16 protein-coding genes are annotated in these 24697 nt (G+C 64.3%); 3 read left to right on the top strand and 13 right to left on the bottom strand.

The window, feature by feature from the left end; genetic code table 11:
* Window positions 1-20 precede the first annotated feature (20 nt).
* From addA to CKW40_RS15360, 11 genes are all read right to left on the bottom strand, one after another.
* Window positions 21-3533: a double-strand break repair helicase AddA gene (gene addA, locus CKW40_RS15310; RefSeq protein WP_095200748.1), complete on the bottom strand. Its 3513-nt coding sequence runs from the start codon at window positions 3531-3533 to the stop codon at window positions 21-23.
* Window positions 3530-6664: a double-strand break repair protein AddB gene (addB, locus tag CKW40_RS15315; protein ID WP_095200749.1), complete on the bottom strand. Its 3135-nt coding sequence runs from the start codon at window positions 6662-6664 to the stop codon at window positions 3530-3532. Before addB ends, addA begins: the two co-directional genes overlap by 4 nt.
* Window positions 6661-7386 carry a nucleotidyltransferase family protein gene (locus CKW40_RS15320; RefSeq protein ID WP_280175389.1) on the bottom strand — a complete coding sequence of 242 codons (726 nt, stop codon included), beginning with the start codon at window positions 7384-7386 and terminating at the stop codon, window positions 6661-6663. The genes addB and CKW40_RS15320 overlap by 4 nt, the downstream gene beginning before the upstream one ends.
* Window positions 7383-8894 carry a tRNA (adenosine(37)-N6)-threonylcarbamoyltransferase complex ATPase subunit type 1 TsaE gene (gene tsaE, locus CKW40_RS15325; RefSeq protein ID WP_095200750.1) on the bottom strand — a complete coding sequence of 504 codons (1512 nt, stop codon included), beginning with the start codon at window positions 8892-8894 and terminating at the stop codon, window positions 7383-7385. Before tsaE ends, CKW40_RS15320 begins: the two co-directional genes overlap by 4 nt.
* 8 nt (window positions 8895-8902) lie before the next feature.
* Window positions 8903-11458 carry a sensor histidine kinase gene (locus CKW40_RS15330; RefSeq protein ID WP_095200751.1) on the bottom strand — a complete coding sequence of 852 codons (2556 nt, stop codon included), beginning with the start codon at window positions 11456-11458 and terminating at the stop codon, window positions 8903-8905.
* Between the two features lie 199 nt (window positions 11459-11657).
* Window positions 11658-13058, bottom strand: a complete 1401-nt coding sequence (gene ahcY, locus CKW40_RS15335; RefSeq protein WP_027040652.1) for an adenosylhomocysteinase — start codon at window positions 13056-13058, stop codon at window positions 11658-11660.
* A gap of 181 nt (window positions 13059-13239) precedes the next feature.
* Entirely contained in the window at window positions 13240-13536 is a 297-nt protein-coding gene (locus CKW40_RS15340) for an HPr family phosphocarrier protein (protein WP_095200752.1), read from the bottom strand.
* Complete coding sequence (locus CKW40_RS15345; protein WP_010912939.1) at window positions 13533-13934, bottom strand: PTS sugar transporter subunit IIA; 402 nt, start codon at window positions 13932-13934, stop codon at window positions 13533-13535. The genes CKW40_RS15340 and CKW40_RS15345 overlap by 4 nt, the downstream gene beginning before the upstream one ends.
* 164 nt (window positions 13935-14098) lie before the next feature.
* Entirely contained in the window at window positions 14099-14560 is a 462-nt protein-coding gene (locus CKW40_RS15350; RefSeq protein WP_095201014.1) for an HPr kinase/phosphorylase, read from the bottom strand.
* 89 nt (window positions 14561-14649) lie between these two features.
* Complete coding sequence (locus tag CKW40_RS15355; RefSeq protein ID WP_095200753.1) at window positions 14650-16431, bottom strand: sensor histidine kinase; 1782 nt, start codon at window positions 16429-16431, stop codon at window positions 14650-14652.
* A gap of 84 nt (window positions 16432-16515) precedes the next feature.
* Window positions 16516-17217: a response regulator transcription factor gene (locus tag CKW40_RS15360; RefSeq protein WP_010912942.1), complete on the bottom strand. Its 702-nt coding sequence runs from the start codon at window positions 17215-17217 to the stop codon at window positions 16516-16518.
* 343 nt (window positions 17218-17560) lie between these two features.
* Between CKW40_RS15360 and CKW40_RS15365 the strand changes: the two genes are divergently transcribed.
* Both CKW40_RS15365 and arfB read left to right on the top strand, forming a co-directional pair.
* A complete protein-coding gene (locus CKW40_RS15365; protein ID WP_095200754.1) occupies window positions 17561-19171 on the top strand; it encodes a phosphoenolpyruvate carboxykinase in 1611 nt (536 codons plus the stop codon).
* A gap of 98 nt (window positions 19172-19269) precedes the next feature.
* Window positions 19270-19707: an alternative ribosome rescue aminoacyl-tRNA hydrolase ArfB gene (gene arfB, locus CKW40_RS15370; RefSeq protein ID WP_095201015.1), complete on the top strand. Its 438-nt coding sequence runs from the start codon at window positions 19270-19272 to the stop codon at window positions 19705-19707.
* A gap of 73 nt (window positions 19708-19780) precedes the next feature.
* Here the strand turns inward: arfB and CKW40_RS15375 are convergent, their stop codons facing one another.
* Complete coding sequence (locus CKW40_RS15375) at window positions 19781-21937, bottom strand: TonB-dependent siderophore receptor (RefSeq protein ID WP_095200755.1); 2157 nt, start codon at window positions 21935-21937, stop codon at window positions 19781-19783.
* 290 nt (window positions 21938-22227) lie between these two features.
* Between CKW40_RS15375 and CKW40_RS15380 the strand changes: the two genes are divergently transcribed.
* Window positions 22228-22842, top strand: a complete 615-nt coding sequence (locus tag CKW40_RS15380; protein ID WP_095201016.1) for an alpha-ketoglutarate-dependent dioxygenase AlkB family protein — start codon at window positions 22228-22230, stop codon at window positions 22840-22842.
* 135 nt (window positions 22843-22977) lie between these two features.
* Here the strand turns inward: CKW40_RS15380 and CKW40_RS15385 are convergent, their stop codons facing one another.
* Complete coding sequence (locus CKW40_RS15385; protein ID WP_143748306.1) at window positions 22978-24570, bottom strand: hypothetical protein; 1593 nt, start codon at window positions 24568-24570, stop codon at window positions 22978-22980.
* Window positions 24571-24697: the final 127 nt, after the last annotated feature.

Here is a 24697-nt window from a genome sequence, read left to right on the forward strand (position 1 = left end):
TTCTTCAAGCAGGTCTTGTGTCACGCTCCTGTGAGTCGGGCAAGGGCGTCATCCATGGCCCCGGCCGGCAGTTCGATCAGCCGTGGCGCTTCGGTGAACAAGAGGGCCGCCTTGACATCCCGCCCGGGATAAAGCGGCTTGAGCAGGGCGCGATAGAGCGCCAGCTGCAGCAGATAGGCCGGCGGAACCTCGGCTAGCGAGGTGGGCGCCGGCCGGTTGGTCTTGTAGTCGATGATCGAAACCGTGTCCGCCGTCACCGCCAGCCGGTCGATTTTGCCGGAAATCGACCGCGTTTTACCCCGGACCTCCAGGCTGCCCATGATCGCCACCTCGGCGCGAGAAGATGGTGCGAACAATTGGCCGAGGCGAGGGTCGGCAAGGATGGCGATGACCGATGCCAAGGCCTTGTCCCGCTCTGACGGCGGCCACGCGACACCTGTTCGCGCGAGATAGCGCTCGGCTGCGCCTTGGCGTTCGTCTTCGGCAATGCCGGGCAACATCTGCAGCAGCTTGTGCAAAGCGAGCCCGCGCAGGACGGCAAAGCCGGGCTCGGCATCGGCGTCCAGCACTGGCGAAGCCTTGTCGACGACCGCTTCCTTGCCTTCGTCGATCAGCGCCGAGGCGCCGGATGGCGACAGCGGCCGGGGCAGATCCTCGAAAGGCGGCAAGGGCCGGGACAGGGTCGCCGGCAACGGCTCGAAAGCATCGGCCTGCCGCGCCTGCTCGTCGGCGCTCGGCGCGACGGGCGGCAGTTTGGTGACATGGAAACGGTGCACCGGCTCGCCGCCGACGGGATGCGCACGCTGTTCGCTTTCCGGCGCGCCGATCAGCGCGCGGCTGACGATCGAATGCCAGGTGCCGACGTTCGGCGCCCGCTTGCCGTGATAGCCGCAGACGATCAGCCGGTCCTCGGCGCGGGTCATGCCGACATAGAGCAGCCTTCGGTATTCATCGTCGGCAAGTTCCCGTGCTCGCGCCGCCGCCGCCTTCGAAAAGCCGTTGGCGACGTCGCTGGCCGAACGCCAGAGATAGCCCTTGCCCTCCCAGTACGTGCGCGAGCCGTCGAAGGGCATCAGGCGCGGCAGATGCTGGTCGCTGAACGGGGCGGAGCCGCCATCGACCAGGAACACCACCGGCGCCTCCAGACCCTTGGCGGCGTGCACCGTCATGACACGGACCTCGTCACGCGTCTGGTCCATCTCGCGCTTGATCTCGGGGCCGGCATTCTCCAGCGTCGACAGGAAGGCTTCCAGACCGGGCAGGCCGGTCCGTTCTTCGGCAAGGCAGAAGCTCAGGAACTCATCGAGAATATCGCCGGCCTCCGGCCCGAGCCGCGCGATCATTTTTCTGCGCACGCCATCACGCGCCAGCAGGCCGGCATAGAATTCGAACACCGGCTTGAAAGCGGCCTCGTCGGTCCAGATGTCGAGTTGCGCGACGATCTTCGCCAAGCGTTCGTCTCCTTCGGCATGCTGGCGTAGTGACGCGGCCAGCGACAGGCCGGGCGGCCTCTGCGCGGCGAGCGTGAACAGCGCCTCCTCCGGCAGGTCGAAGATCGGGCTGCGCAGCACGGCGGCCAGCGACAGGTCGTCCTGCGGCTGGATGAGGAGATGGCCGAGCGCGATCAAATCCTTGACGGCGATGTGGCCGGGCAGGCTCAGCCGGTCGGCGCCGGCGACCGGAATGTCGCGGCGCTTGAGCGCCCGCGTCAGCGCGTGGACAAAACTGTCGCGCTTGCGCACCAGCACCAGCACATCGCCCGGCCGCAGCCGCTTGCCGCGGCCTTCGATGATCTCGCTTTTGCCGATCCAGCCGGCAATGGTCGCCGCGACGTTCTCGGCAACGCGCACCGCCGGCGCATGGGCGTGGTCGATGGCTTGCGTCCAGTCGTCGGGCTCGTCGACGATATCGGCGCCGATCGACGGCCAGACCTCGACATAGCCCGGCGCATCGGTGCGGATTGCCTTGTGGCTCAGCGGATCGGGATCATGGCTGATGCCGCGCCGCACGATCGGATCGGCAAAGACGCGGTCGACGGCGGCCAGCACGTCGTCGGTCGAGCGGAACGACCAGGTGAGCTTGAGGTCGGCGAAGGACGCCTCGGCATCGCGCACCCGTCCGGCAAACAGCAGCCGGCTGTCGGCGAAGGAGTCCGGCGCAGCGCCCTGGAAGGAATAGATCGACTGCTTCTCGTCGCCGACGGCAAACACCGTGCGGTGGACCCGGTCGCGCGCGCCGAGGCCGGCGAAAAATTCTTCCGCCAGCCGCTTCACCACCTCCCATTGATCCGGGCTGGTGTCCTGCGCCTCGTCGAGCAGGATGTGGTCGATGCCCTGGTCGAGTTTGTATTGCACCCAGGGTCCAGCATCGGGTCGCGCCAAAAGGTTGACCGTGCGGGTGATCAGATCGTTGAAGTCGAGAAAGCCGCGGCTGCGCTTCAGCACCTCGTAGCGGGCGATCAGCCAGTCGGCGATGGTCAGTGCCGCACGTGTGCCTTCCAGCATGCGGAACAGCGCCAGCCGGTCGACGGTTTCGATGATGGCGCTTGCCGCCGAGACATAGCGCTCGGCGAGGTCCGGCAGCCGGTCGGTCAGGGCTTTCTTGAAGGCCTTTGTCGGATCGTAGGGATCGCCGTCGGTCTTGAGGAAGGCTCTCGCGAGCAATTGCAGGCGGCGAACAGGATCGCTCTCGGCGAAAGCCTGGCGCGCATAGGGCAGGATGTTGTTCAGCACCGATCGGGCGTCGGTGGATTCGGCGGCCTGGGCGAAGCCGGCGAAATAGTCGGGCAGGAAGCCTGGCAACGGCCAGACCGATGCTGCAATCCCTTCGGCGGTCTGGCCAGGGCGGAAATGGAATTCGTCGAACAAAGGCTGGAAGCCGTCGCGCCCGACCGCGTAGAGGAAATGACGCAACCCGTCGCGCTTGCGCACGATTTCGCCGAGCAGGGCATCGAGACCGGCCTCGCCGCCGCGCTCCAGTACGGTGGCGAAGGCGTCGGCCAGATCCGGGTTGCCGGCAGCCGTGCCGGAGATCATCTCGCGGCGCGCGGCGGCGAAAAGCGATGCCTCCATCTGGCCGTCGAGCATCTCGAAATGGGCCGGGATGTTGGCTTCCAGCGGGAACTGGTGGAGCACGGATTCGCAGAAGGCGTGGATGGTCTGGATCTTCAGCCCGCCCGGCGTTTCCAGCGCCTCGGCGAACAGGCGCCGTGCCCGGCGCATCGTGTCGCGGTCGGGCCGGCGCCCTTCGAGCGCCTCGATCTTTGCGGCCAGCTCTGCGTCGCCGAGCACCGTCCAGTCCGACAACGTGGAAAAAACCCGGTTCGACATGTTGGCGGCGGCGGCGCGCGTATAGGTCAGGCACAGGATCTTCGACGGGTCGGTGCCGTTGAGCAGCAGCCGGATGACGCGCTGCGCCAGCACATGGGTCTTGCCGGAGCCGGCATTGGCCGACACCCATGCCGAATTCTGCGGATCGGCGGCGCGGGCCTGGCTGTTGGCTGTGTCGCTCGGGATGGGATAGGCCTTCTTCATGCCTCCCCTCCCTCGTCGCCGGCATCGCCGCCGGCCGACCACTCGAGCACACGGGCGAGATGGTCGTAGTCGCCATCGGCCTCGCCCTCGCGAAACGGCAGCGCGCGCGACAGATAGCCGGTCTGCGGGTCGGCATAGTGGATCAAAAGCTTGTCCAGCCGTGCCCACGCCTCTTCGGCAAGATCGGCGGCGGTTCGCGGCTGGCGGTTGTGCTCGAGAATGGACTCCTCGAACACCTCGCCATTCGGCTTCAGCCTGATGAAGGCCAGTTGCGACGGCTCGCGCGCGCCCAAATCCTTGAAGGCGCCGCGCCGCAGCAGCGCGCCTTCCAGCGCCAGCTGCGGCGCCAGCAGCGTGTGCGCCTGTGCCTTCGAGGGCGAGGAGCCGGTCTTGTAGTCCAGTATGTCGGCCATGCCGCCGGCCAGCAAATCGACGCGGTCGGCGTAGCCGGACAGCGTCACGCCGGACTGGCCGACAACGGTCTTTCCCGCACGCTCCTCGGCATGGCGCCGGACCACCGCATCGGCGCGCGTGCGCTCCCATTCGACGATGTTGGCGGCGAGTTTTTCGAAGCGCGGCCACCACACCGCTTCGACATCGGCCGGAAGGGCGGCGTCGGCAAAGCAGGCACGGCCGGCGGCGATGAGGCCGGCCAGTGCATCGGGCGCGCGCGGATCGGCAACGCGCGACGAGAACAGGTGCAGGATGGCGTGGAACAGCGTGCCGCGTTCGGCGGCACCGGGATCGCGGATCAACGGATCGAGCGGCATCAGGCCGAGGATCCGTCTGGCATAGACGGCGTAGGGATCGCGGCGCAAAGTCTCGATCTCGGTGACCGAGAAATGCGTTGGGCGCACCGCCAATGGCGGCTTCGGTTGCGGTCGCGGCGCGAAATCCTGCTTCGGTGCGGTATCGAGCGTGCGTGCCCATGCGAGCAGCTCGTCGCCACGCCGGCGCAAAGCTGCCGCCTGGTCATTGCCGATGAAGGTGAGCAGCCGCTGCAACCAGCGTGACGGCACGGCCGGTGCGTCGCCGGAACGCGCCGAGCGGGCCAGCACGACATGTCTCGCGCCCATCGCCATCTGGAAATCATGCGCGGCGAGACCGATGCGCCGTTCCGGCGGTTCGAGATCGATGCCGGTTTTCATCAGCCGCGACATGAAGCGGTCACTCTCCGGCTTGCGCGGCCAGACACCTTCGTTGAGCCCGCCGATGACCAGCGTGTCGACATCCTGCAACCGCGCTTCCAGCGCGCCCCAGATGGCGATGTTCCTGTCCGTACCTTGCGCCGGTTTGACCGTCTCGGGTGCGATCAGCGCGTCCATCACATCGGGCCATTCGCTGGCAGCAAAAGACAGCGGCGCCGATGCCGCGACCAGCCCGCGCAGCAGTTCGGCGAGTTTTTCACCGGCGTCACCGGCATAGAGTTCGCCCAGGCCGCCATCGGCGGAACGGCCGAGGTTCTCCACGGCCACAACGCTGGCTTTGACCAGCGCGGCAAGGTCGGCATCCGTCTGGACGCGAAACGCCGAAAGCGGCGCCAACGCTTGGGTGAGACGTTCGAGCAAATTCCGCGCATCTTCGATGGAGCGCACGGTGAGACGGGAAAACCAGAAGGGCGGCCGGCTGTCGCCGCCGAGGCCGGTGAGCCGGGCTTCGAACAATTCCGGCAGCGAAACGATGTCGGGGCGGCCGGTGCCGCCGCGCAGCGCCACCAGTTCGACCAGTCCGGCCGCGTGGCGTACAGCGGCGCGTTCGAGGCCGAGGCTGAGCAGCGGGTGCTTGAGCAGGGACAGCAGGCCGACGGGATCGCCCGGCCGGAACACCGCTTCGAGCGCCAGCCGGAGCAGGCTGGCCGCCGGGCTGTTGGCGAGCGGCGTGCCGCCGGAATCGTCGGCGACGACGCCGAAGCGCCTCAGTTCGACCGACACTCGTCGCGCCAGTGCGCGGTCGCCGGTGACGAGAGCCGCCCTCTGGCCGGGCTGTTCGACCGCTTGCTTGAGCGCGACGGCGATGGCGACGGCTTCGTCGCGTTCGCTCGCCGCTTCCAGCAGCGTCACCTCGGCGAAGGCGCCGGCAATGTCGGACGCTGAAAACCCGCTGCGCGTCTCGGCCCACAATTCGGTGGTCTCCGCCGGCCGCAGCGCTTCGCCGACAAGCGCGGCGCGAAGCGTAAGTTGCGGCTCAGGCGGGCCGAGTTCCTCGACATCGCCGCGCAGCACGCCGATCTTGCCGATCAGCCTGGCCAGGCCATATTGCGGGTGGCCAAGCACGGCCGGCCGCGCGCCAGGGGCGACCAGTGCCTGGAAGGATGCTTCGTCCAGCGTCCGGTCGAGCCCGGGCAGCACGATGGCGCCGCCGGGCAGGCGGGCGATCGCGGCAAGCAGTTCCGCCGTGGCCGGTATCGAGCCGGTCGATCCCGCTGCGATGACCGGTCCGGCCGGCGGATTGCGCCGCAGCCGCGCCGCCTCGGAACGGATCAGCGCGCTGCGATGCGCCGCCGGATTGGAGCGGTCGCTCTCCCGGAGGAATTTCGGCCAGGCATCGGTGACGATGCCGAGGAATTCGAGCGTCACCTGCCACCAGCCGGCGAGGTTTCCGGTCACCAGGTCGGCGAGCTTCGCCCAGTCGGTGCCTTCGGTCTCGATCTCGTCCATCAGCCCGGCGAGATCGCGCGCCAGCCAGATCGCGTCGGCGGTGGAGGCGGGGATGACGATTTCCTCGGCGAAAAGCTTTGCCACATGCTCCGGCAGCCGGCGTTTCCAGGCCCGCACCAGCGGCGTCAGCAGCAACAGGCGTTCGATCGCCGCGATCGGTGGCGCGAGATCGATGGCCGCCGATGGCTCGGCGTCGAACGCGGCCCCATCCTCGTCGAACTCGCCGAGCGGACGGATGACCGGCAGGATCGCCGAACCGCCGCCGCCGCGTGCCTTCAGACTGTCGACGAAGACACCGCGCAAGGCGCGCGCGGCGCGGCGCGTCGGCACGTAGATGGTGACATCGGCGAGAGCGAGCGGATCGCCATCGAAACGAAATCCCGGGACCAGGCGGCCGGCAAGCAGCGCCTCGGCCAGCGTCGGCAGAAACGGCGCTCCGGGGGGGATCGAGAAAACGCGGCTTGAGCCGCTCATTGCATCTCGGCTAGCGCGCCGGCGACCGCTGCTTCCGCCTGCGGGATAGCATCGGGCGTACCGACGGTGATCCAGTGGCCGTGCATGGGCATGCCGAACAGGCGGCCGGCGGCAATGGTTTTGTCGAAATAGGCATTGAGCGAATGCGGTTCGGCCGATGCGTCCGCGAACAGGCGCGGATGGATGATCGCCGCACCGGCATAGATCAGGCCCGCCGGATCGCCTTTTGAACGCCGCAGGGCGCCATCCGGCGCCACCAGGAAATCGGTGCTGCCACAGTGTCCGGTCGCCTGATGGAGATCCGCCAGCATCAGCAGAATATCCATTTTCGCAGCGTCCCATGCAAGGGCGAGCCGCCCGAGATTAAGCGGCCCGTGGTCGATCCAGAAGGTGTCGGCATTGAGGATGTAGAACGGCTTTTGACCCAATTCCGGCAGCGCCTTGACGATGCCGCCAGCGGAATCGAGCAGCCGGTCGCTCTCATCGGAAATGATGATGCGGGGCACATGGCGCGCCGCGACATGGGCGACGATCTGTTCGGGAAGATAATGGACGTTGACCACGGCCTTGGCGACGCCGGCGGCGGCGAGGCTGTCGAGGCCCCAGTCGAGCAAGGTCTTGCCAGCGATCCTGACCAGCGGCTTGGGGATCGTATCGGTGATCGGCCGCATGCGCTTGCCAAGCCCGGCGGCGAGCACGATGGCGGTATCCGGTCTTGTCACAGCGTTCGTTCCTCAAGCAGCCCGTGCGCCTCGTAGAAAACCCGCAGGCTGGCAAGCGCCGGATGGGACAGCGCCCGGCGCAGATAGTCGCGGATGCGCGGCAGGTGCTTCAAATAATAGGGTTTGCCGTCGCGTTTTTCGAGCCGTACGAAAATGCCGAGAATCTTGGAATTGCGCTGCGCGGCCATGATTGCATAGGCCTCCAGGAAACTCGCTTCGTTGAAAGCCCCCGCGGCGTGACGCGCCGCGACATAGGCATCAAGCGTCCGCTTCTCAATCTCGGGCGCTATGGTGACGCGGGCGTCCATGGCGAGCGAAGCGACGTCATAGGCTGAAGGCCCGATCAGCGCATCCTGGAAATCGACGATGCCCAGCCGGTCATGGCCGGTTCGGTCGCCGCGCCAGATGATGTTGGGCGAATGGAAGTCGCGCAGCATCAGCGTGTATTCGCTGCTGTTAAGCCGGTCGAAAAGCGCGTTCCATTCCCTGGCGTAGCCGGCGCGCAAGGCATCGCTTGGCGGTTGACCTGATATCGCCGGCACATACCAGTCGACCAGCAAATCGGCTTCGATCATCATCGCATCGCGGTCGAACGGCGGCACTTCGTGAAAGCTGCCCGGTCCGGCTTGCAGGCGCCGCGGCCAGGTCTTGCCATGCATCATGGCCAGCAGCTCGGCCGCCGCCGTGTAGCGCTCGGCCACCGGCTCGCCGTCCCTGCCGAGAAACCCCTCCGAACCGAGATGTTCGATGAGCAGGAAGCCTTGGTCCTGGTCCTCGGCATGGATTTCGGGAACGCTGACGCCGCCGGCCTTCAAGGCGCGGTCGATGGCGACGAAGGCCGAGACCGACTGGGCGGTGTGGGCGATCACCGCATAGGGTTTGCCGTCGCGCACGGACGGGCCGAGCACCAGCCGCGGCGAGTTCATCAGCACGCGCGGCTCCTGGCCGGCAAGCGTCACGATCTCGTAGGAGCGGGCCGAGGCATCGCCGATGAAATGGCGGCGCCGCGCTTCGCCCCAGCCGGCAGTCTCGAGGAAACCGCGCATCGCCAGCGACCGCGCCGCGCGGTCGAAGGCTGGCCCTTGTCCCGACAGCCGTGCCAGCCGGCCCTCGCCATGCTGGACGAGTTCGATCGAGAGCGTCGTCTTCGGCAGATAACCTTCCGCCCGCTCGGGCCATTCGACCAGGGCGGCCCCTTGTGTCAGCGCTTCGTCGAAGCCCAGTTCGTCGAGCTCGGCTGCCGAGGACAGGCGGTAGAGGTCGAAATGGTGCACCGGAATGCGCGTGTCGTAGCTCTGCACCAGGGTGAAGGTCGGGCTCGGCACGTCGAGGCCGGCATCATCGGCCAGCGCTCGGATCAGCGCCCGCGCCAATGTCGATTTGCCGGCGCCGAGATCGCCCTTGAGCGCCAGCACGTCGCCGGCACGCAGGGACAGCGCCAGATCCTCGCCCAGCCGCGAGGTCTGCGTCTCATCCGCGAGCAAACGCTCCAGCACGGGTCCCGTCATCGAGCGCGCTACTCGGCCGCGGCGCGGATGCCCGGCATGTCGGGGAAGGTGCAGATGACGGTCGTGCCCTTGTCCTTGCCGGTTTCGATGCGAACGTGGCCGCCATGCAGTTCGACGAAGCTCTTGACGATCGACAGGCCGAGCCCGGCGCCGCGCCGGCGGCCGCCATTGGTGCGCGGTTCGAAGCGGCGGAACACCGAATCAAGCACATCCGGCGGCATGCCAGGACCGTCGTCATGAACCGAGAATTCCACCCCGTCCGCCAGATGCCGGCAGGCGAGCCGGATGGTGCTGGCCTCTGGCGCGTAGTTGGCGGCGTTGCTGAGCAGATTGTAGAGGATCTGGCGGATGCGGGTCTCGTCGCCGTGGAACGTCTTCGGCGCCGCAGCGGCATCGACCTCGAGCCGGATCGAATGTTCCTGCAGCCGGTCGGCAACGAGTTCCGCTGCCGCTGCGATGGTGCGGTCGACATGCACTTCGGAAATGTCGAGCTGCATGATGCCGGCATCGACGGTCGCGAGGTCGAGTATGTCGTTGACGATGGTCAGCAGCACCGAGGAGGATGAGCTGACATGCTCGACATACTCACGCTGCTTTTGATTCAGTGGTCCGGTCGTCGGCACGGAAAGCAGTTCGGTGAAGCCGATGATGTTGGTCAGCGGCGAACGCAGTTCGTAGGACACGTGCTGGACGAAGTCGTTCTTGAGCTGGTCGGACTTTTCCAGCGCCTCGTTCTTGTCCTTCAGCGCGCGTTCGACATTCACGCTGTCGGTGACGTCGACGAAAGTCATCATCACTTGCCCGTTGGGCAGCGGAATCACGGCGTAACGCAGCACGATGCCGTTGTTGAGCTCGGTCTGGCCGTGGCGTTCGCGGCGTTCGTCGTCGAAACCGGTAATGGCGGCGACGAAGCCGGGCCAGGGGCTGTCGACCGCCTGCCGGTCACTAAGATCGCGGATCGTCGAAACGTGCACATTGGGCTTGGCGGCCTCCGTGCCCAGGCCCCACAGCGTGGCAAAGGCCGGGTTCGACAGCCGTAGCCGGCCGTCGGGGCCGAACACCGCCACGCCCTCAGCGAGATTGTCGAGCGTCTCGCCCTGGACGCGCACCGCGGTCCGGTAGCGGCTTTCCAGGTCCATCTTTTCGGTCAGGTTCTCGAACACCCAGGTGACGCCGCCCTTGGGCTGCGGGTTGGCGACGACGCGGATGGTCTTCCCGTCAGGCAGATGCCACCAATGCTCCTGCGATTCCACCGCGCGGTAGGCGCCGAGCAGGCCTTCTTTCCAGCGGCGCCATTCGGGCTGCTCGGCGATCTTGCCTTCGCTGCGCAGCCGGTCGAGCAAAAGCGCATTGTCGGGCGCGCTGAGCAGGAAGCCAGAGTCTAGGCCCCACAGTTTCTGGAAGGCCTGGTTGAAGAAGCGCAGCTTCTCGTCAGTGTCGAAGATGGCGACGGCGGTGTTGAGCTGGTCGAGCGTGTCGGCATGGCTGCGCACCGTCCGCTCATATTCGCCGCGAATGGTCTCGATGGCGCTGGTGTCGCAGGCAAGCCCGGCCGAACCGTCCGGGCCGGCGAAGTCGGTCACCGCGAAGACACGGCGGTCGCCTTCGATGACAGTGGATAGCGACTGCTCGAAGACCGGATGCGATTTGTGCTGGGTGTCGATTGCCTCACGCGCCTGGCCGCCGAGGAATTCCTTGGCGTCGCGAACGGCGGCTTCCGCGCTTTCGGCTTCGACCGCGTCGGCATAGGCCCGGTTGACCCATTTCAGGCGCCCGTGCTCGTCGCGCAGCCATGCCGGCATCTTCAGCGCCTCGAGCAGGCCGATCATCGTGTCATGGTCGGCGGCCAGCCGCTGGTTGTCGATCTTCAGCCGGGCCTGGCTGCGCTGGGTCTCGGAAAGCGAGACAAACCGCACCAGTATATGCGCCGCGCTCTTGCGGCCATGCACTTCGAGCGGTGCGCCGGCCTGCGATTCGATGACCAGGTCGAAGGGCCTCGCCTTTTCGCGCAAGCCCGCGATGGCATGCTCGAGCGCCGCCGCCGAGCGCGGCATCAGCCAGCGGCCGAAGGCCAGAAATGCCGCCCGCTCCTCCGGCGCGCCGCTTTCGACCGGCAATGTACCGATGAGTTCGGGCTTCTTGTTTTCCGAGGCCCAGACGACCACGCGCTGGTCGCGCAGATTGAGCAGCGCTTCCGAACGGCGCAGTGCCGCGTTGACGTCGGCGACGCGGCTTCTCAGTTCGACATTCTCCGCCGAGGTACGAGCCCGTTCACGGATGAGAACGATGGCCGACAAAAGCGCCGCGCCCGTCACGCCGACGAACACCGCAAGCTGCATGACCTCGACCGTGCTGATCGACAGGCCGGCCGTCGCCACAGCGGCGTTCTCGGCATGCGCCACGGCGCTGGCCAAAGGATAGGCAAGTGCTGAACTGGCCAGGAACAGTCCCGCGCGAGCACGCCATGAAAGGCGCCCACCCTGAGTGGCCGAGCCTATGGTCCCCGAATCGTCATGGCCGCCGGAAACGGCCGATCCCGCTCCGTGCGGGTTTTGCCCCGGCATGTCTTGGTCCTCTCCGCCGCCTGAATGCAAGACCGCCCTGAAACGCGCCTCTCTGATCCCCTCTCGGGCCGGAAGCGTCGCGAATCACCTGACAATAAACCCTCGCCGAATCGCCGTGAAGGCTGATCGCGCGCAAAAATAAAGCCGGGCGAAAAGTCAATCGCCCGGCCTCAATATCTGGTAGTAAATTTAGCTTTGGTTAATAGCGGTAGTGTTCCGGCTTGAACGGACCTTGCGGCGTGACGCCGATATAGGCGGCCTGCTCACCCGACAGTTCGGTCAGGCGGGCGCCGAGCTTGTCGAGGTGCAGCCGCGCGACCTTCTCGTCGAGATGCTTGGGCAGGACATAGACCTGGTTCTGGTACTGCTCACCCTTGCTGAACAGCTCGATCTGGGCCAGCACCTGGTTGGTGAAGGATGCCGACATGACGAAGCTCGGATGGCCGGTGGCGTTGCCGAGATTGAGCAGGCGGCCTTCCGACAGCAGGATCATCCGCTTGCCGTCCGGGAAGGTGATCATGTCGACCTGCGGCTTGACGTTGGTCCACTTCAGATTGCGCAGCGAGGCGACCTGGATCTCGTTGTCGAAGTGGCCGATATTGCCGACGATCACCATGTCCTTCATTGACCGCATATGGTCGAGGGTGACGACATCCTTGTTGCCGGTGGTGGTGATGACGATATCGGCGGTCGGCGCCGCGTCTTCCAGCGTGACGACTTCAAAGCCGTCCATCGCCGCCTGCAGCGCGCAGATCGGGTCGACCTCGGTGACTTTGACGCGGGCGCCGGCGCCCTTAAGCGAGGCCGACGAGCCCTTGCCGACGTCGCCATAGCCGCAGACGACCGCGACCTTGCCGGCCATCATCGTGTCGGTGCCGCGACGGATGCCGTCGACCAGCGATTCCTTGCAGCCATACTTATTGTCGAACTTCGACTTGGTGACCGAATCGTTGACGTTGATGGCGGGGAAGGGCAGCAGGCCCTTCTTCTGCAGCTGGTAAAGCCGGTTGACGCCGGTGGTCGTCTCTTCGGTGACGCCGCGGATCGCCGCCTTCTGCTTGGTGAAGAAGCCGGGCGAAGCCTTCAGGCGCTTCTTGACCTGGGCGTAGAAATACTCTTCTTCCTCGCTCTGCGGGTTGGACAGCACGTCCTCGCCGGCTTCGGCGCGGGCGCCGATCAGGATGTACATGGTGGCGTCGCCGCCATCATCGAGGATCATGTTGGAGAGGCCGCCGTCGGTCCACTGGAAGATCCGGTCGGTGTAGTCCCAATACTGTTCGAGGCTCTCGCCCTTGACGGCGAACACCGGAATGCCGGCTTCGGCGATGGCCGCCGCCGCATGGTCCTGGGTCGAGAAGATGTTGCAGGAGGCCCAGCGGATATCGGCGCCGAGCGCCTTCAGCGTCTCGATCAGCACCGCGGTCTGGATGGTCATGTGCAGCGAGCCGGTGATGCGCGCGCCCTTCAGCGGCTTCTTGGCGCCGAATTCCTCGCGGCAGGCCATCAGGCCCGGCATTTCGGTTTCGGCGATATCGAGTTCCTTGCGGCCCCAGCCGGCAAGCGAGATGTCGGCGACCACATAATCCTTGCTACCCGTCATGGCAGTGCTCCGTGCGATTTGATGTGCTTGCGAATTGGTTGCGGATGCGCCCGCGCTGGTCGGCGCGTCGAAGGGCGCGAATTGCCGGCCTGACTAGCAGATCGCTGTCGAGACGACAATGGGATATAAAGAAATCTTTATCCCTGCATGTCTCGCGGACATGTCTGGCCGGCGTTCGGGATCAGCATTCCTCGCCGAAGCGGGAGGCGACAAGCTGCTCCAGCGCGTCCATGACCTCGAGCGCCTCCGGCCCGCTGGCGGTGACGCGGATCGAGTAGCCCGGGCTGGCGGCAAGCATCATCAGGCCCATGATCGACGTGCCGCCGACCTTGAGGCCGTCCTTCTCGACATGCACTGAAGCGTTGAAGCCGCTGGCGAGCTGGACGAATTTCGCCGAGGCGCGTGCATGCAGGCCGCGCTGGTTGACGATCGGAAACTCCCGGACGATTTGGTCCTTTTCCGACGACACCATGCTCATTTGCTGCTCAGAAGCTGGCTGGCGACGTTGATGTATTTGCGGCCGGCAGCTTGCGCCTCGTCGAGCGCGGCTGCCATGTTGTCGCCCTTGCGGATCGAGGACAGTTTGATCAGCATCGGCAGGTTCATGCCGGCGATCACCTCGGTGCGGCCGGACTCCATTACCGAAATGGCGAGGTTCGACGGCGTGCCGCCGAACATGTCGGTGAGCACGATGACGCCCGCTCCGGTATCCACGCGTGCGACCGCGTCGACGATGTCGCGGCGACGCTGTTCCATATCGTCGTCGGCACCGATCGCCACGGTTTCGAAATTGTCTTGTGGCCCGACGACATGTTCGACGGCATGTCGGAACTCGGTGGCCAGTTGACCGTGCGTTACAAGCACGAGTCCGATCATTCTTTGGTGGCTCCCGTCATCGCCGCTTCACAGGCGCATTTTATGCTCGCCAGCCATTCCAGGCGGCGGGAGCGCTATCTTGTCGACGCGCGGCCCGTTGACAAGCCCAAAATTGCGCCGGCCCATGCCATTTTGACGCATTGCAGCAAAAAACTCTGACCGGATCATAGAAAAGGCGCGATCGACAGCCGCGCCATCACGGCGGGCAGGGCCGTGGCGGCGTTACGCTCGGCAAGGTCGATACGCGGCACCGGGCAGCCTGCGACCGGCTCGCTGATTTCCTCCTGGAAACGGGCCATCTCTGGCTTTGGCACCAGCCTCACATGCAGGTCGATCACTCCACCCGGCTCGAACGGCAGCGGACGCGGCATGAACCCAGGCACTTCGGCGAGACCGGCGATGGTCGCCGGCACGCGACAGACCAGCCGCCCGGCGTGGGCCGTGGCGAGCAGCCTATCGTCGCCGATCAGCCGCGAGAACAACCCGCGCGCGCGACAATGGTCCAGGAGTGTGAGCGCCAGCGTCGTCTTGCCGGCACCGGACGGCCCAGTGATAAGGACGCCGCGCTCGCCGATCAGGATCGCGGTTCCATGGATGTTTTCAGGCGGAGCAACAGGATCAGGCACGATCATGCCCGATCACGTCTTTGGATGAGGCATGATGTCTGGACGAACGGAACAGTTCGTCCGAGAAAACCGGCTTCCACTTCGCGGGATCATGCTTCGGCCGGCAGCGTCACGACGAAACGCGCGCCCTTGATCTCGCCCGGCTTGGTGCCGGGGATGTTTTCGGCGGTCAGCGTGCCGCCATGGGCCTCGACGATCTGCCTGGAGATCGACAGGCCAAGGCCCGAATTCTGGCCGAACGCCTCGCCGGCCGGCCGGTCGGTGTAGAAGCGTTCGAAGATGCGGTCGATGTTGTCGGCGCGGATGCCGGGACCATTGTCGTCGACGGTGAGGATGTTGAACTTGCCGGCACGCGCCAGCGACAGGCTGATATGGCCATGGTCCTCGGGAACGAAGGAGCGCGCATTCTCGATCAGATTGGTGACGACCTGGCCGATGCGCAGATCGTGGCCGGCGACGAAATAGCCTTTGACGCCTTGCGGCAGCTTGGCGACCTTGAGCTCGATCTCGACCGCTTTCTTGTTGCGCGTGGTCTCGCGCGACACGGCGACGAGGTCGGTGATGAATTTCTTCAGGTCGACTGTGCCTGCATCCTCCCGCGCGAGCTCGGCGTCGAGACGGGAGGCGTCGGAAATATCGGTGATCAACCGGTCCAGCCGCCGGACGTCATGCTGGATGATGTCCATCAGCCGGCTGCGCGAATTGTCGTTCTTGGCCAGCGGCAGGGTTTCCACCGCGCTGCGCAGCGAGGTCAGCGGGTTCTTCAACTCATGCGACACGTCGGCGGCGAAGCTTTCGATCGCCTCGATGCGGGCGTAGAGCGCGTTGGTCATGTCGCGCACGGCGACCGACAGATTGCCGATCTCGTCCTGCCGGTCGGAAAAATCGGGGATTTCCTCGCGGCTCTTGACGCCGCGCCTGACCCGCACCGCTGCCGCTGACAGCCGGCGCAGCGGGTTGGCGATGGTTGAGGCCAAAAGCATCGACAGGATGGCGGTGACGAGTGCCGCGATGCCGAAGACGCGCAGGATCGCCTTGCGCTCGGCGGCGACGATCTTGTCGATGTCGCCGCCTTCAGTCGACAGCATCAAGACGCCGAGAACGGCGCGGAAGCGCTGGATCGGCACCGCCACCGAGACGATCTGCTCGCCCTGTTCGGAGACGCGCACAATGGTCGACGGGCTGCCGGTCAGTGCCTTGACCACTTCCGGGAAGGCAGCACCATTGCCACCGGGCTGCTCGTGATAGACCGGCAGGTCGGTGTTGCGGAAGAAGTCGAAGATGAACTTCTGGACGCGCTCGACCAGGTCGGGCTCTTCCTCCTCGACCGGCGGCAGGTCGTAGCGCAGGATCTGGCCGCGCGAATAGAGGTGGCGCGAATCGAGCAGCAGATTGGCGTCGCGGTCATAGATGCGGGCCCGCGTTCGGGTCGGCGAGATCAGCCGTCGCAGCACCGGCGCGACACGTTCGGGATTGATCGGGAAATCGAGATTGTCGAGCTGGTCCGAGCCCGGCCCCAGGCTTTCGCCGGCCTGCAGTTCAAGCAGCTTTTCCGGGTCGATGCTGATCGAATCGGTCTCGACCGTCGCCGACGCCGCGATCGCCCCGGCGATGATCTCGCCTTGTGTCATCAGGCTTTCGACGCGGGCATCGATCAGCCCGTCGCGGAAGGTGTTAAGATAGAGGATGCCGGTGACCAGGACGGCGAGGCCGGCAAGGTTGAGGAACAGGATGCGCCGCGTCAGGCTGGAAAAGATATGATGGCCGAGGAAGCGGCGCATCGGTACCGTGATTTTCGACACGAAGGACGGCATGATGCGCGACGGCCGCCTGGCGCCCGTCGGCCTGCTTCGCTGTGCTTCCACTGCCATCGAATAGCAGTCCCTGCTTAGTCTTCGGTTCGATGCATGCCGCAGCCCCTGGGCCGGGGCCGCGTTTGCTCGACATACATCAAATTACGCTTCGCGGAACCGGTATCCGACTCCGTAAAGGGTTTCGATCATCTCGAAGTCGTCGTCGACGGCCTTGAACTTCTTGCGCAGCCGCTTGATGTGGCTGTCGATCGTGCGGTCGTCGACATAGACCTGCTCATCATAGGCTGAATCCATCAGCGCATCACGGCTTTTTACGACGCCGGGACGCTGCGCCAGCGAATGCAGGATCAGGAATTCGGTGACGGTGAGCGTCACCGGTTCGCCCTTCCAGGTGCAGGTGTGGCGTTCCTGGTCCATGACGAGCTGGCCGCGCTCGAGCGAGCGGGCCTGCTGGCTGGGCGCCTTTGCCGCAGCCTCGCGGGCGCTGGCACGGCGCAGCACGGCGCGCACCCGCTCGACCAGCAGGCGCTGCGAGAACGGTTTGCGGATGAAATCGTCGGCGCCCATCTTGAGGCCGAACAATTCATCGATCTCGTCGTCCTTGGAAGTCAGGAAGATGACCGGCAGGTCGGACTTCTGGCGCATCCGGCGCAAAAGCTCCATGCCGTCCATGCGCGGCATCTTGATGTCGAGGATGGCAAGATTCGGCGGACGCGCCGCCAGGCCTTCCAGCGCGGACGCACCATCCGTGTAGGTCTCGACGCGATATCCCTCGGATTCGAGGGCGATCGACACCGACGTCAGAATGTTGCGGTCGTCATCGACAAGCGCGATTGTTGCCATTTCAAGCGGCTCCCTCATGAGCTGTCCCTTCTTTCGTAGAGAAGGGGCTTTTGCAGGACAAATTAGGTACAAAATGTGGCATAGGCCTTGTCCGCTGTCACGCGCGGGGTGCCGCAGGCCACAATCCTACCTCGACATGGATTGGACGAACGAACAGCGCCAATCCTTTGGGCAACCGTGAAACTTTTCGCATATATAAACGATTTAAACAACTTTCAAAATATTTAAATCGATTAATGATTTGATATCATTTGGTTTTTCTGGTTTTGACCATCTCAGCCTGCGTAGTGGGCGTGCCGGAAAGACGCCGGCAAAGATGCGGAAAATAGTAGAAGGGACACCAATGTCGGAAGTCGGCAAACGCAATCCTGCTTGCCCGATCGATCGTATCGGCCTGAAAACCACCGGCATGGTGCGCTACAATTTCGGTGCGGCCGCCCTCTATGAGGAGGCGATCCGGCGCGGCGAGGCCCGGTTGACCGCGCATGGAGCGCTGGTCGCTGAGACCGGCCAGCACACAGGCCGTTCGCCCAAGGACAAGTTCGTCGTCCGCGACGCTGCCACCGAGCCTGAGGTCTGGTGGGACAACAACAAGGCGATCTCGCCAGCTCAGTTCGAGACGCTGCTCGCCGATTTCCTTGCCCACGCCGCGGACAAGGATCTCTATGTTCAGGATCTGGTCGGCGGCGCTGATGCCGAGCTGAGACTGCCGACGCGCGTCATCACCGAATTTGCCTGGCACTCGCTGTTCATCCGCAATCTGCTCATCCGTCCGGACAAGGCCGAACTCGAACAGTTCGTGCCGGAGATGACGATCATCGACCTGCCGTCCTTCCGCGCCGATCCCGCCCGCCACGGCAGCCGCACCGAAACGGTGATCGCTGTCGACCTCACCCGCAAGATCGTGCTGATCGGCGGCACCTCCTATGCCGGCGAGATGAAGAAGTCGGTGTTCACCATGCTCAACTATCTCCTACCGCAAAAGGGCGTCATGCCGATGCACTGCTCGGCCAATGAGGGGCCGGCCGGCGACGCCGCCGTCTTCTTCGGGCTTTCGGGAACCGGCAAGACGACGCTGTCGGCCGATCCGTCGCGCACGCTGATCGGCGACGATGAGCATGGCTGGGGCCCGCACGGCATCTTCAATTTCGAAGGCGGCTGCTACGCCAAGACAATCAAGCTGTCGGCCGAAGCCGAGCCGGAGATCTTCGCCACCACGCAGCGCTTCGGCACGGTGCTGGAAAATGTCGTGCTCGACGCCGACGGCGTGCCGGACTTCAACGACGGCCGCCTCACCGAAAACACACGCTGCGCCTACCCGCTCGACTTCATCCCCAATGCCTCGAAGACCGGCCGCGCCAGTCATCCCAAGAACATCATCATGCTGACCGCTGATGCTTTCGGCGTGATGCCGCCGATCGCGCGGCTGACCCCGGCGCAGGCGATGTATCATTTCCTCTCCGGTTACACGGCCAAGGTCGCCGGAACCGAAAAGGGTGTGACCGAGCCCGAGGCGACGTTCTCGACCTGCTTCGGCGCACCGTTCATGCCGCGCCACCCCTCGGAATACGGCAATCTGCTGCGCGAACTCATCGCCAGCCACGGCGCCGATTGCTGGCTGGTCAACACCGGCTGGACCGGCGGCGCCTACGGCACCGGCAAGCGCATGCCGATCAAGGCGACGCGCGCTTTGCTTGCCGCCGCCCTCGACGGCTCGCTGAAGAACGGCGAATTCCGCACCGACGCCAATTTCGGTTTCAAGGTGCCGGTGGCCGTGCCTGGCGTCGACAGCGCCATTCTCGATCCGCGCTCGACCTGGGCCGACAAGCCTGCCTATGACCGGCAAGCGGCCAGACTGGTCGGCATGTTCGCGGTCAACTTCGAGAAATTCGAACCGCATGTCGATGCAACCGTCATGGGTGCGGCGCCCCGCATGCAGGAAGCGGCGGAGTAGCAGCCCAGATCGCTTGGCATCGTTGCCGCTCGGCACCAGTGAAGGCCCGGTTTCGATCGGGCCTTTTCTTTTTCACGTCGCCGCGCCATGACTGCGGCATGCCGATCGACGACGACATCATCATATCGGGCGAAGCCGTGATCCGTCCGGGCGACCTGCACGAGGATTTCATCCGCTCGTCCGGTCCCGGCGGCCAGAACGTCAACAAGGTGGCGACCGCCGTGCAGCTGCGCTTCGACGCCGCCAATGCGGCCGGCCTGTCGGAACGCGTGCGCGCCCGCACGATCAAGCTTGCCGGCCAGCGCGCCACCAAGGACGGCGTCATCGTCATCGAGGCCGGGCGCTTCCGCACCCAGGAGCAGAACCGCGCGGACGCCCGGGCAAGGCTGACGGCGCTGGTCGCCAAGGCCGCCGAGCCGCCGCCGCCGCCGCGCAAGAAGACGCGCCCCTCGAAAGGCGCCGTGGAGCGGCGGCTGAAGAGCAAGGCGGGACGCGGTACGATCAAAAAGCTGCGCGGCCGGGTGGAGAACGATTAAGAACCCGGTGCGTGCTTGACCGAGTTTGACAAGGGCATTTGCGCGTCCAGGGGACGCGCAAACACAGCAGGCCCTACCAGCTGCGCTTCAGCGAAGCCGTGATGTTGCGGCCTTGACCCAGATAGCAATAGCCGCTGTTGCACACGATCGGACGTTCATCGGCGATGTTGCGGACGGCGAAGGCGGCGCTGACACCTTTATATTTCTTGTCGATGGCGCCGAAATCATAGGACGCCGAGGCATCGAGATAGACCGCGGCATCATTCTTGGCGGTGTTGGTGGTGTCGGTATAGGTGGCGCTCTGCAACCGCACGCCGGCACCGACCGAAAGGCCCAAGGCGGCACTGCCCTCGTCGAACTTGTAGTTGGCCCAGAGGCTCGCGACATGCGCGGGCGTGACCGCCGGAACCTTGCCGATCTCCGTCGAGCCGGGGGCGCCGCTCGTGATCTCCGCGTGGTTGTAGTTATAGGCGGCGATGACATCCAGGCCGTCCATGGTGGCCGCGCGCGCCTCCAGCTCAAAGCCGTTGCTGGTGACTTCGCCCAACGCCCGGTAGGTGCCCGTGTTGGCATTGACGACAACCGGCTTGTTCTTCTCGACAAGATGATAGGCGACCGCCGACAGCAGGATGTCGGTCCCTGGCGGTTGATATTTGACGCCCAGCTCGAACTGCTCCCCCTCCGTCGGCTTAAGGATTTCGCCCGACGCGGATTGGTTCGTGACCGGCTCGAACGAGGTCGCATAGCTCGCGAAAGGCGCGACGCCATTGTCGAACAGGTAGAGGGCGCCGGCCTGGACGCTGAAGGCATTTTTGTTCAAGCCCTCGGACTTGCCGTTACCGTATTCACGCGTCTGCTCGACCCAGGTCTGCCGGCCACCGAGCGTGAAGCGCCATCTGTCCAGCTCGACCTGATCCAACGCATAGATACCGGTCTGGCGCAGATCCGCATCGGACGTCGTGAAATTGTAGTCCGGCGTCGGGCCGGAAACACCGTAAGTCGGATTGGCGATGTCGAAATCATAGGCGGGATCGACTGGACCTATCCCATAGCCGAAGGACGAGGTCAGGTTCGTGTAGTCGAGGCCGAGAAGCAAAGTGTGGGCGAGCGCGCCCGTGTCGAACTTGGCTTCGATCTGGTTGTCGGCCTGGAATACGTTCATTTCGTCGCGGATCGAATTCGCATACCGATGTGCGACGGTGCCCGTCCAACTGGCGACCGCAAGATAGCGCGACCTCAGGTCGAGATGAGAATACCGGACGTTCTGGCGCACGGTGATGCCGTCGCCGAAATCGTGCTCGAATTTATAGCCGATCTGCTGCTGCCGGATCTTCTGGTAGTCGTAGTCCGGGTCACTCTCGCGCAAAGCGTGGACCTTTCCCGACGGATCGGTGATCGCGCCGACATTGGTATCCGTCTCGTCGGCCTGCACCAGGCTGTAGATGGTGAAGGAGGTCGCGGCATCCGGGTTCCAGGTCAGCGACGGCTGCAGGAAATAGCGGTCGTCGGCGATGTCGAAATTGGTGTCGCCGTTTCGCGCGAGGCCGACAATCCGGTAGAGGAACTCGTCGCTGCCTTCTGTGACAGGCCCGCCGAAATCGAAGGCCGCCTGGGCCCTGTCCTTGGTGCCGTAGAGCAATTGGACTTCGCGGATCCTGTCCTCGGTCGGCAGCTTGGGCACCTTGTTGACGATGCCGGCCGGCGTTCCCGCGCCGTAAAGCACCGATACCGGTCCCTTGATCACCTCGACGCGTTCGAGCGAATAGGGGTCGGTGCGGAAGGTGCCGTAATTGATGTAGGGCTGGCGCAGGCCGTCCTTGTAGTCGCCGAGCGTGGTGGCGTCGTAGCCCCGGATATAGATCTGGTCGAAGCGCGGATCGAAGCCGTAGGCGCCGGTGCTGACGCCCGCCGAATAGCGCACCGCCTCGATGATGTCCTGCGCGCCACGCTCCTCGATCTCCTTACGCGTCACCACCGAGACGGAGCGCGGCGTTTCGATGAGCGGCGTATCCGTCTTGGTCGCGCCGGAGCTGCGCTTGGCGGCCACCGTCTTGTCGTCATCCCGGGAATTGACCCGGCCGCCCTTGCCGCTGACCGTGATCGGCTCGAGCGTGTCATCTTGTGACTGGGCTGCGGCTTGCTGCGCAAGCGACTGATGAGCACAAAGCAGCGCCGCCAGGCACGTCGTGGCGAGCAATCCCCGGCACCAGATCCTGCCACCCCTGACCATGTTAGACCCCTCATGAAACGTCACGTCGACATGCCTCGCTCTTTGCCATTCGCTGCCGGAGACCTCTCCCTCGCGCCGGCATCCAAATTGTTGTCTAAAATACTCAAGTTCAAAAACTTGACTATGGAATTCATATTTGTCCGTCAACCGCCTTTCGCGAAGGTGGGCAGCGAATTCACCACTCATCCCCCTGTCGACAGCCGCCATCAGACCGCCGACGGCTTTCGGGTCGCCGTTTTCCTTCGATGGTGGCATCCTGCGGGCCGAACCCTCTCAAGGTGCGCTATTCCATGCTTGTTCTGCCCAAGGGCGTCCGCCACATGCCGGCCTATCTCTCCCGCACCGTGCAGGAGGCTTTGGTCGAGGCGGTGAGGGGTATCGTCCAGCAGGCTCCGCTGTTCGTCCCGGCCATGCCGCGCACCGGCAAGGAGATGAGCGTGCGCATGACCAATTGCGGCCCGCTCGGCTGGGTCACCGACAAGGAGCGAGGCTATCGCTACCAGCCGACGCATCCGCTGACCGGAGAACCATGGCCACCGATCCCGGAGAGCCTGCTCGATCTCTGGCGGCAGGTCTCGGCCTATCCGAATCCGCCGCAGGCCTGCCTGATCAATTTCTACACGGCCGACGCCAAGATGGGCCTGCACCAGGATCGCGACGAGGCCGATTTCTTGGCGCCCGTCGTCTCTGTCTCACTGGGCGACGATTGCCTGTTCAGGGTCGGTCAGACGACGCGCGAGGGCGCCACCAAGTCGTTCCGGCTGAAGAGCGGCGACGTCGTCGTGCTCGGCGGCGAGAGCCGTCTCGCCTTTCACGGCGTCGACCGCATCTATCCCTCGACCTCGGCGTTGCTGAAGAACGGCGGCAGGATCAATCTGACGCTGCGGCGGGTGACGAAAAGCTGAGTGAGCGAGCTAGGGCAATTCCAGGAAAAGTGTGAAACGGTTTTCCCGGGAAAAGCGCATAGCGCTTTCCCTTAGGAATTGCGTCAAAACAAAGAGTTAAAGCAGATCGCCGTTTCCGTAAAACGGTGAACTGCTCTAATGGGCATCCGAGCGCCGGGCATAGACTTCGATGTAGTCCCCGCTCGCGATTTCCTCATAGCCTTCCATCAGGGTTTGGAAATCCGCATTCTGACGCATCCACACGATCCAGATTGGCGGAAAGTCCGCGGTGAGCGACCACGCTGACTTTTTCTTGTTCATCCGATCCATCAGGATGATATCGGGCTTGTTGTCGCGGATGAGGGAATTGACGTAGCGCGTATAATTATCAAGGTCCTGCCGTGCGATGCGCTCGTCTTCGCCTTGATACGTACCCCGCATCAGGCCCCAAAGTGCATAGGTGCCGACCCAATCATGGGCATAGGCCGACAGCCAGCGACCATTGCTCATCCTTGTCAGTGGGTTGCCGACGGAAAGATCGGAGCTGACCTGGACGATCGATGGCGAGGCGTAACGGCTCTTAATGGCATCGACCAGGCTTTTCTCGGGCAATTGATAGAACTGGTGGTGCGTCACCGAAAGCGCAGCGACCACGGCCAGCGCGGCTGCGGCGTGGAGCTTGACGCTGTCGACCTCGGAGGCGGCCTCCGCGTTTGTCAGGCCAAACGCCATTTGCCATCGTGATGCCACTGCCAGCAGCATCGCGAACACCAGCGTCGTCTGGAAGGGATACTGGTGATTGGGCCAGTATTTTCCAAGATACACCATGGAGACAAAGAGGCCGCCGGCACTCACCATCGCCAGCGCGACGTCGTCCCGCCAGACAGATTTACGCATCTGGAAAACCGCGAAGACGACAAAAATCGCAAAAGTCGGCAATGCGGCGACGATATTTATGTTGGCCCGCAGGCTGACATAGTAGCGCATCAGCACTTGCAGGAAGGCGCCGAGAAACTCGGGGAACCATAGATACACACTGACGAGATAGGCAGCGCAAACTGTGAAGATGACGACGTTTTCAGCCGTCAGGCACGCCATCAGCGAGCGTCTGCGCCAAGCGATAAAGAGGTACGGCAATACGATACCGGTTGCCCAGTGCGGTTTGACCAGAAGCAGCACGCTTCCAGCCAGGCCAACCGCTACGGCAAGGCCAAGAGGAACCGGCGCATGGGCACGGTTTTCAATCCGCCACATCATCAGGAACAGCATCGGCATGAACAACATCGTACCGATATGTTCGCGCTGGCCGAAAACATTCCCAGGCATGATGAGAAGCAAAACCGCCAGCGCGGGATAGATCCATTGCGTCTTCAGATCGACAAAGATTCGGCCGCGTTCGATGACCACCGCCGACAGCGCAATCGAAACGAAGAAGACCAGATAGATGAAGCACTCGATTGCCGATTCCGGCGAGATGCCGAGCCTGTGGGACAGCCATACCGGCCCAATATAGAGGGCCACGGAGAAGGGCGGATTGGTTTCCAGAATGTCGACATAGAGCTTCTGGCCATCAAGGACCTTTTCGCAGATGACGATGAGCCAGCTGACGTCGGTATTGTCGCCGGCCGTCCACGGCATGAAAAAAGAGAACACCACCACGGCCGCGACAAGCCAGACCGGCGACAAGCTTCCAATCGAAGACGCAAAGCCGGTCGCGGTACTGATGTTTCGGACACTTCCCATGCTCATCGGACCGCCCCAGCAAAGATCATTTTTACGCAGTACGACGAAATCACGGGCGGGTGCACAGCTGCGCCTGCCTGACGTCGCAAGCTAGCCGGGATTGCCTAAAGTGCAGTTAATCGCGGCGTTACAG

It is taken from the genome of Mesorhizobium carmichaelinearum, assembly GCF_900199455.1.
GTDB classification, from domain to species: domain Bacteria; phylum Pseudomonadota; class Alphaproteobacteria; order Rhizobiales; family Rhizobiaceae; genus Mesorhizobium; species Mesorhizobium carmichaelinearum.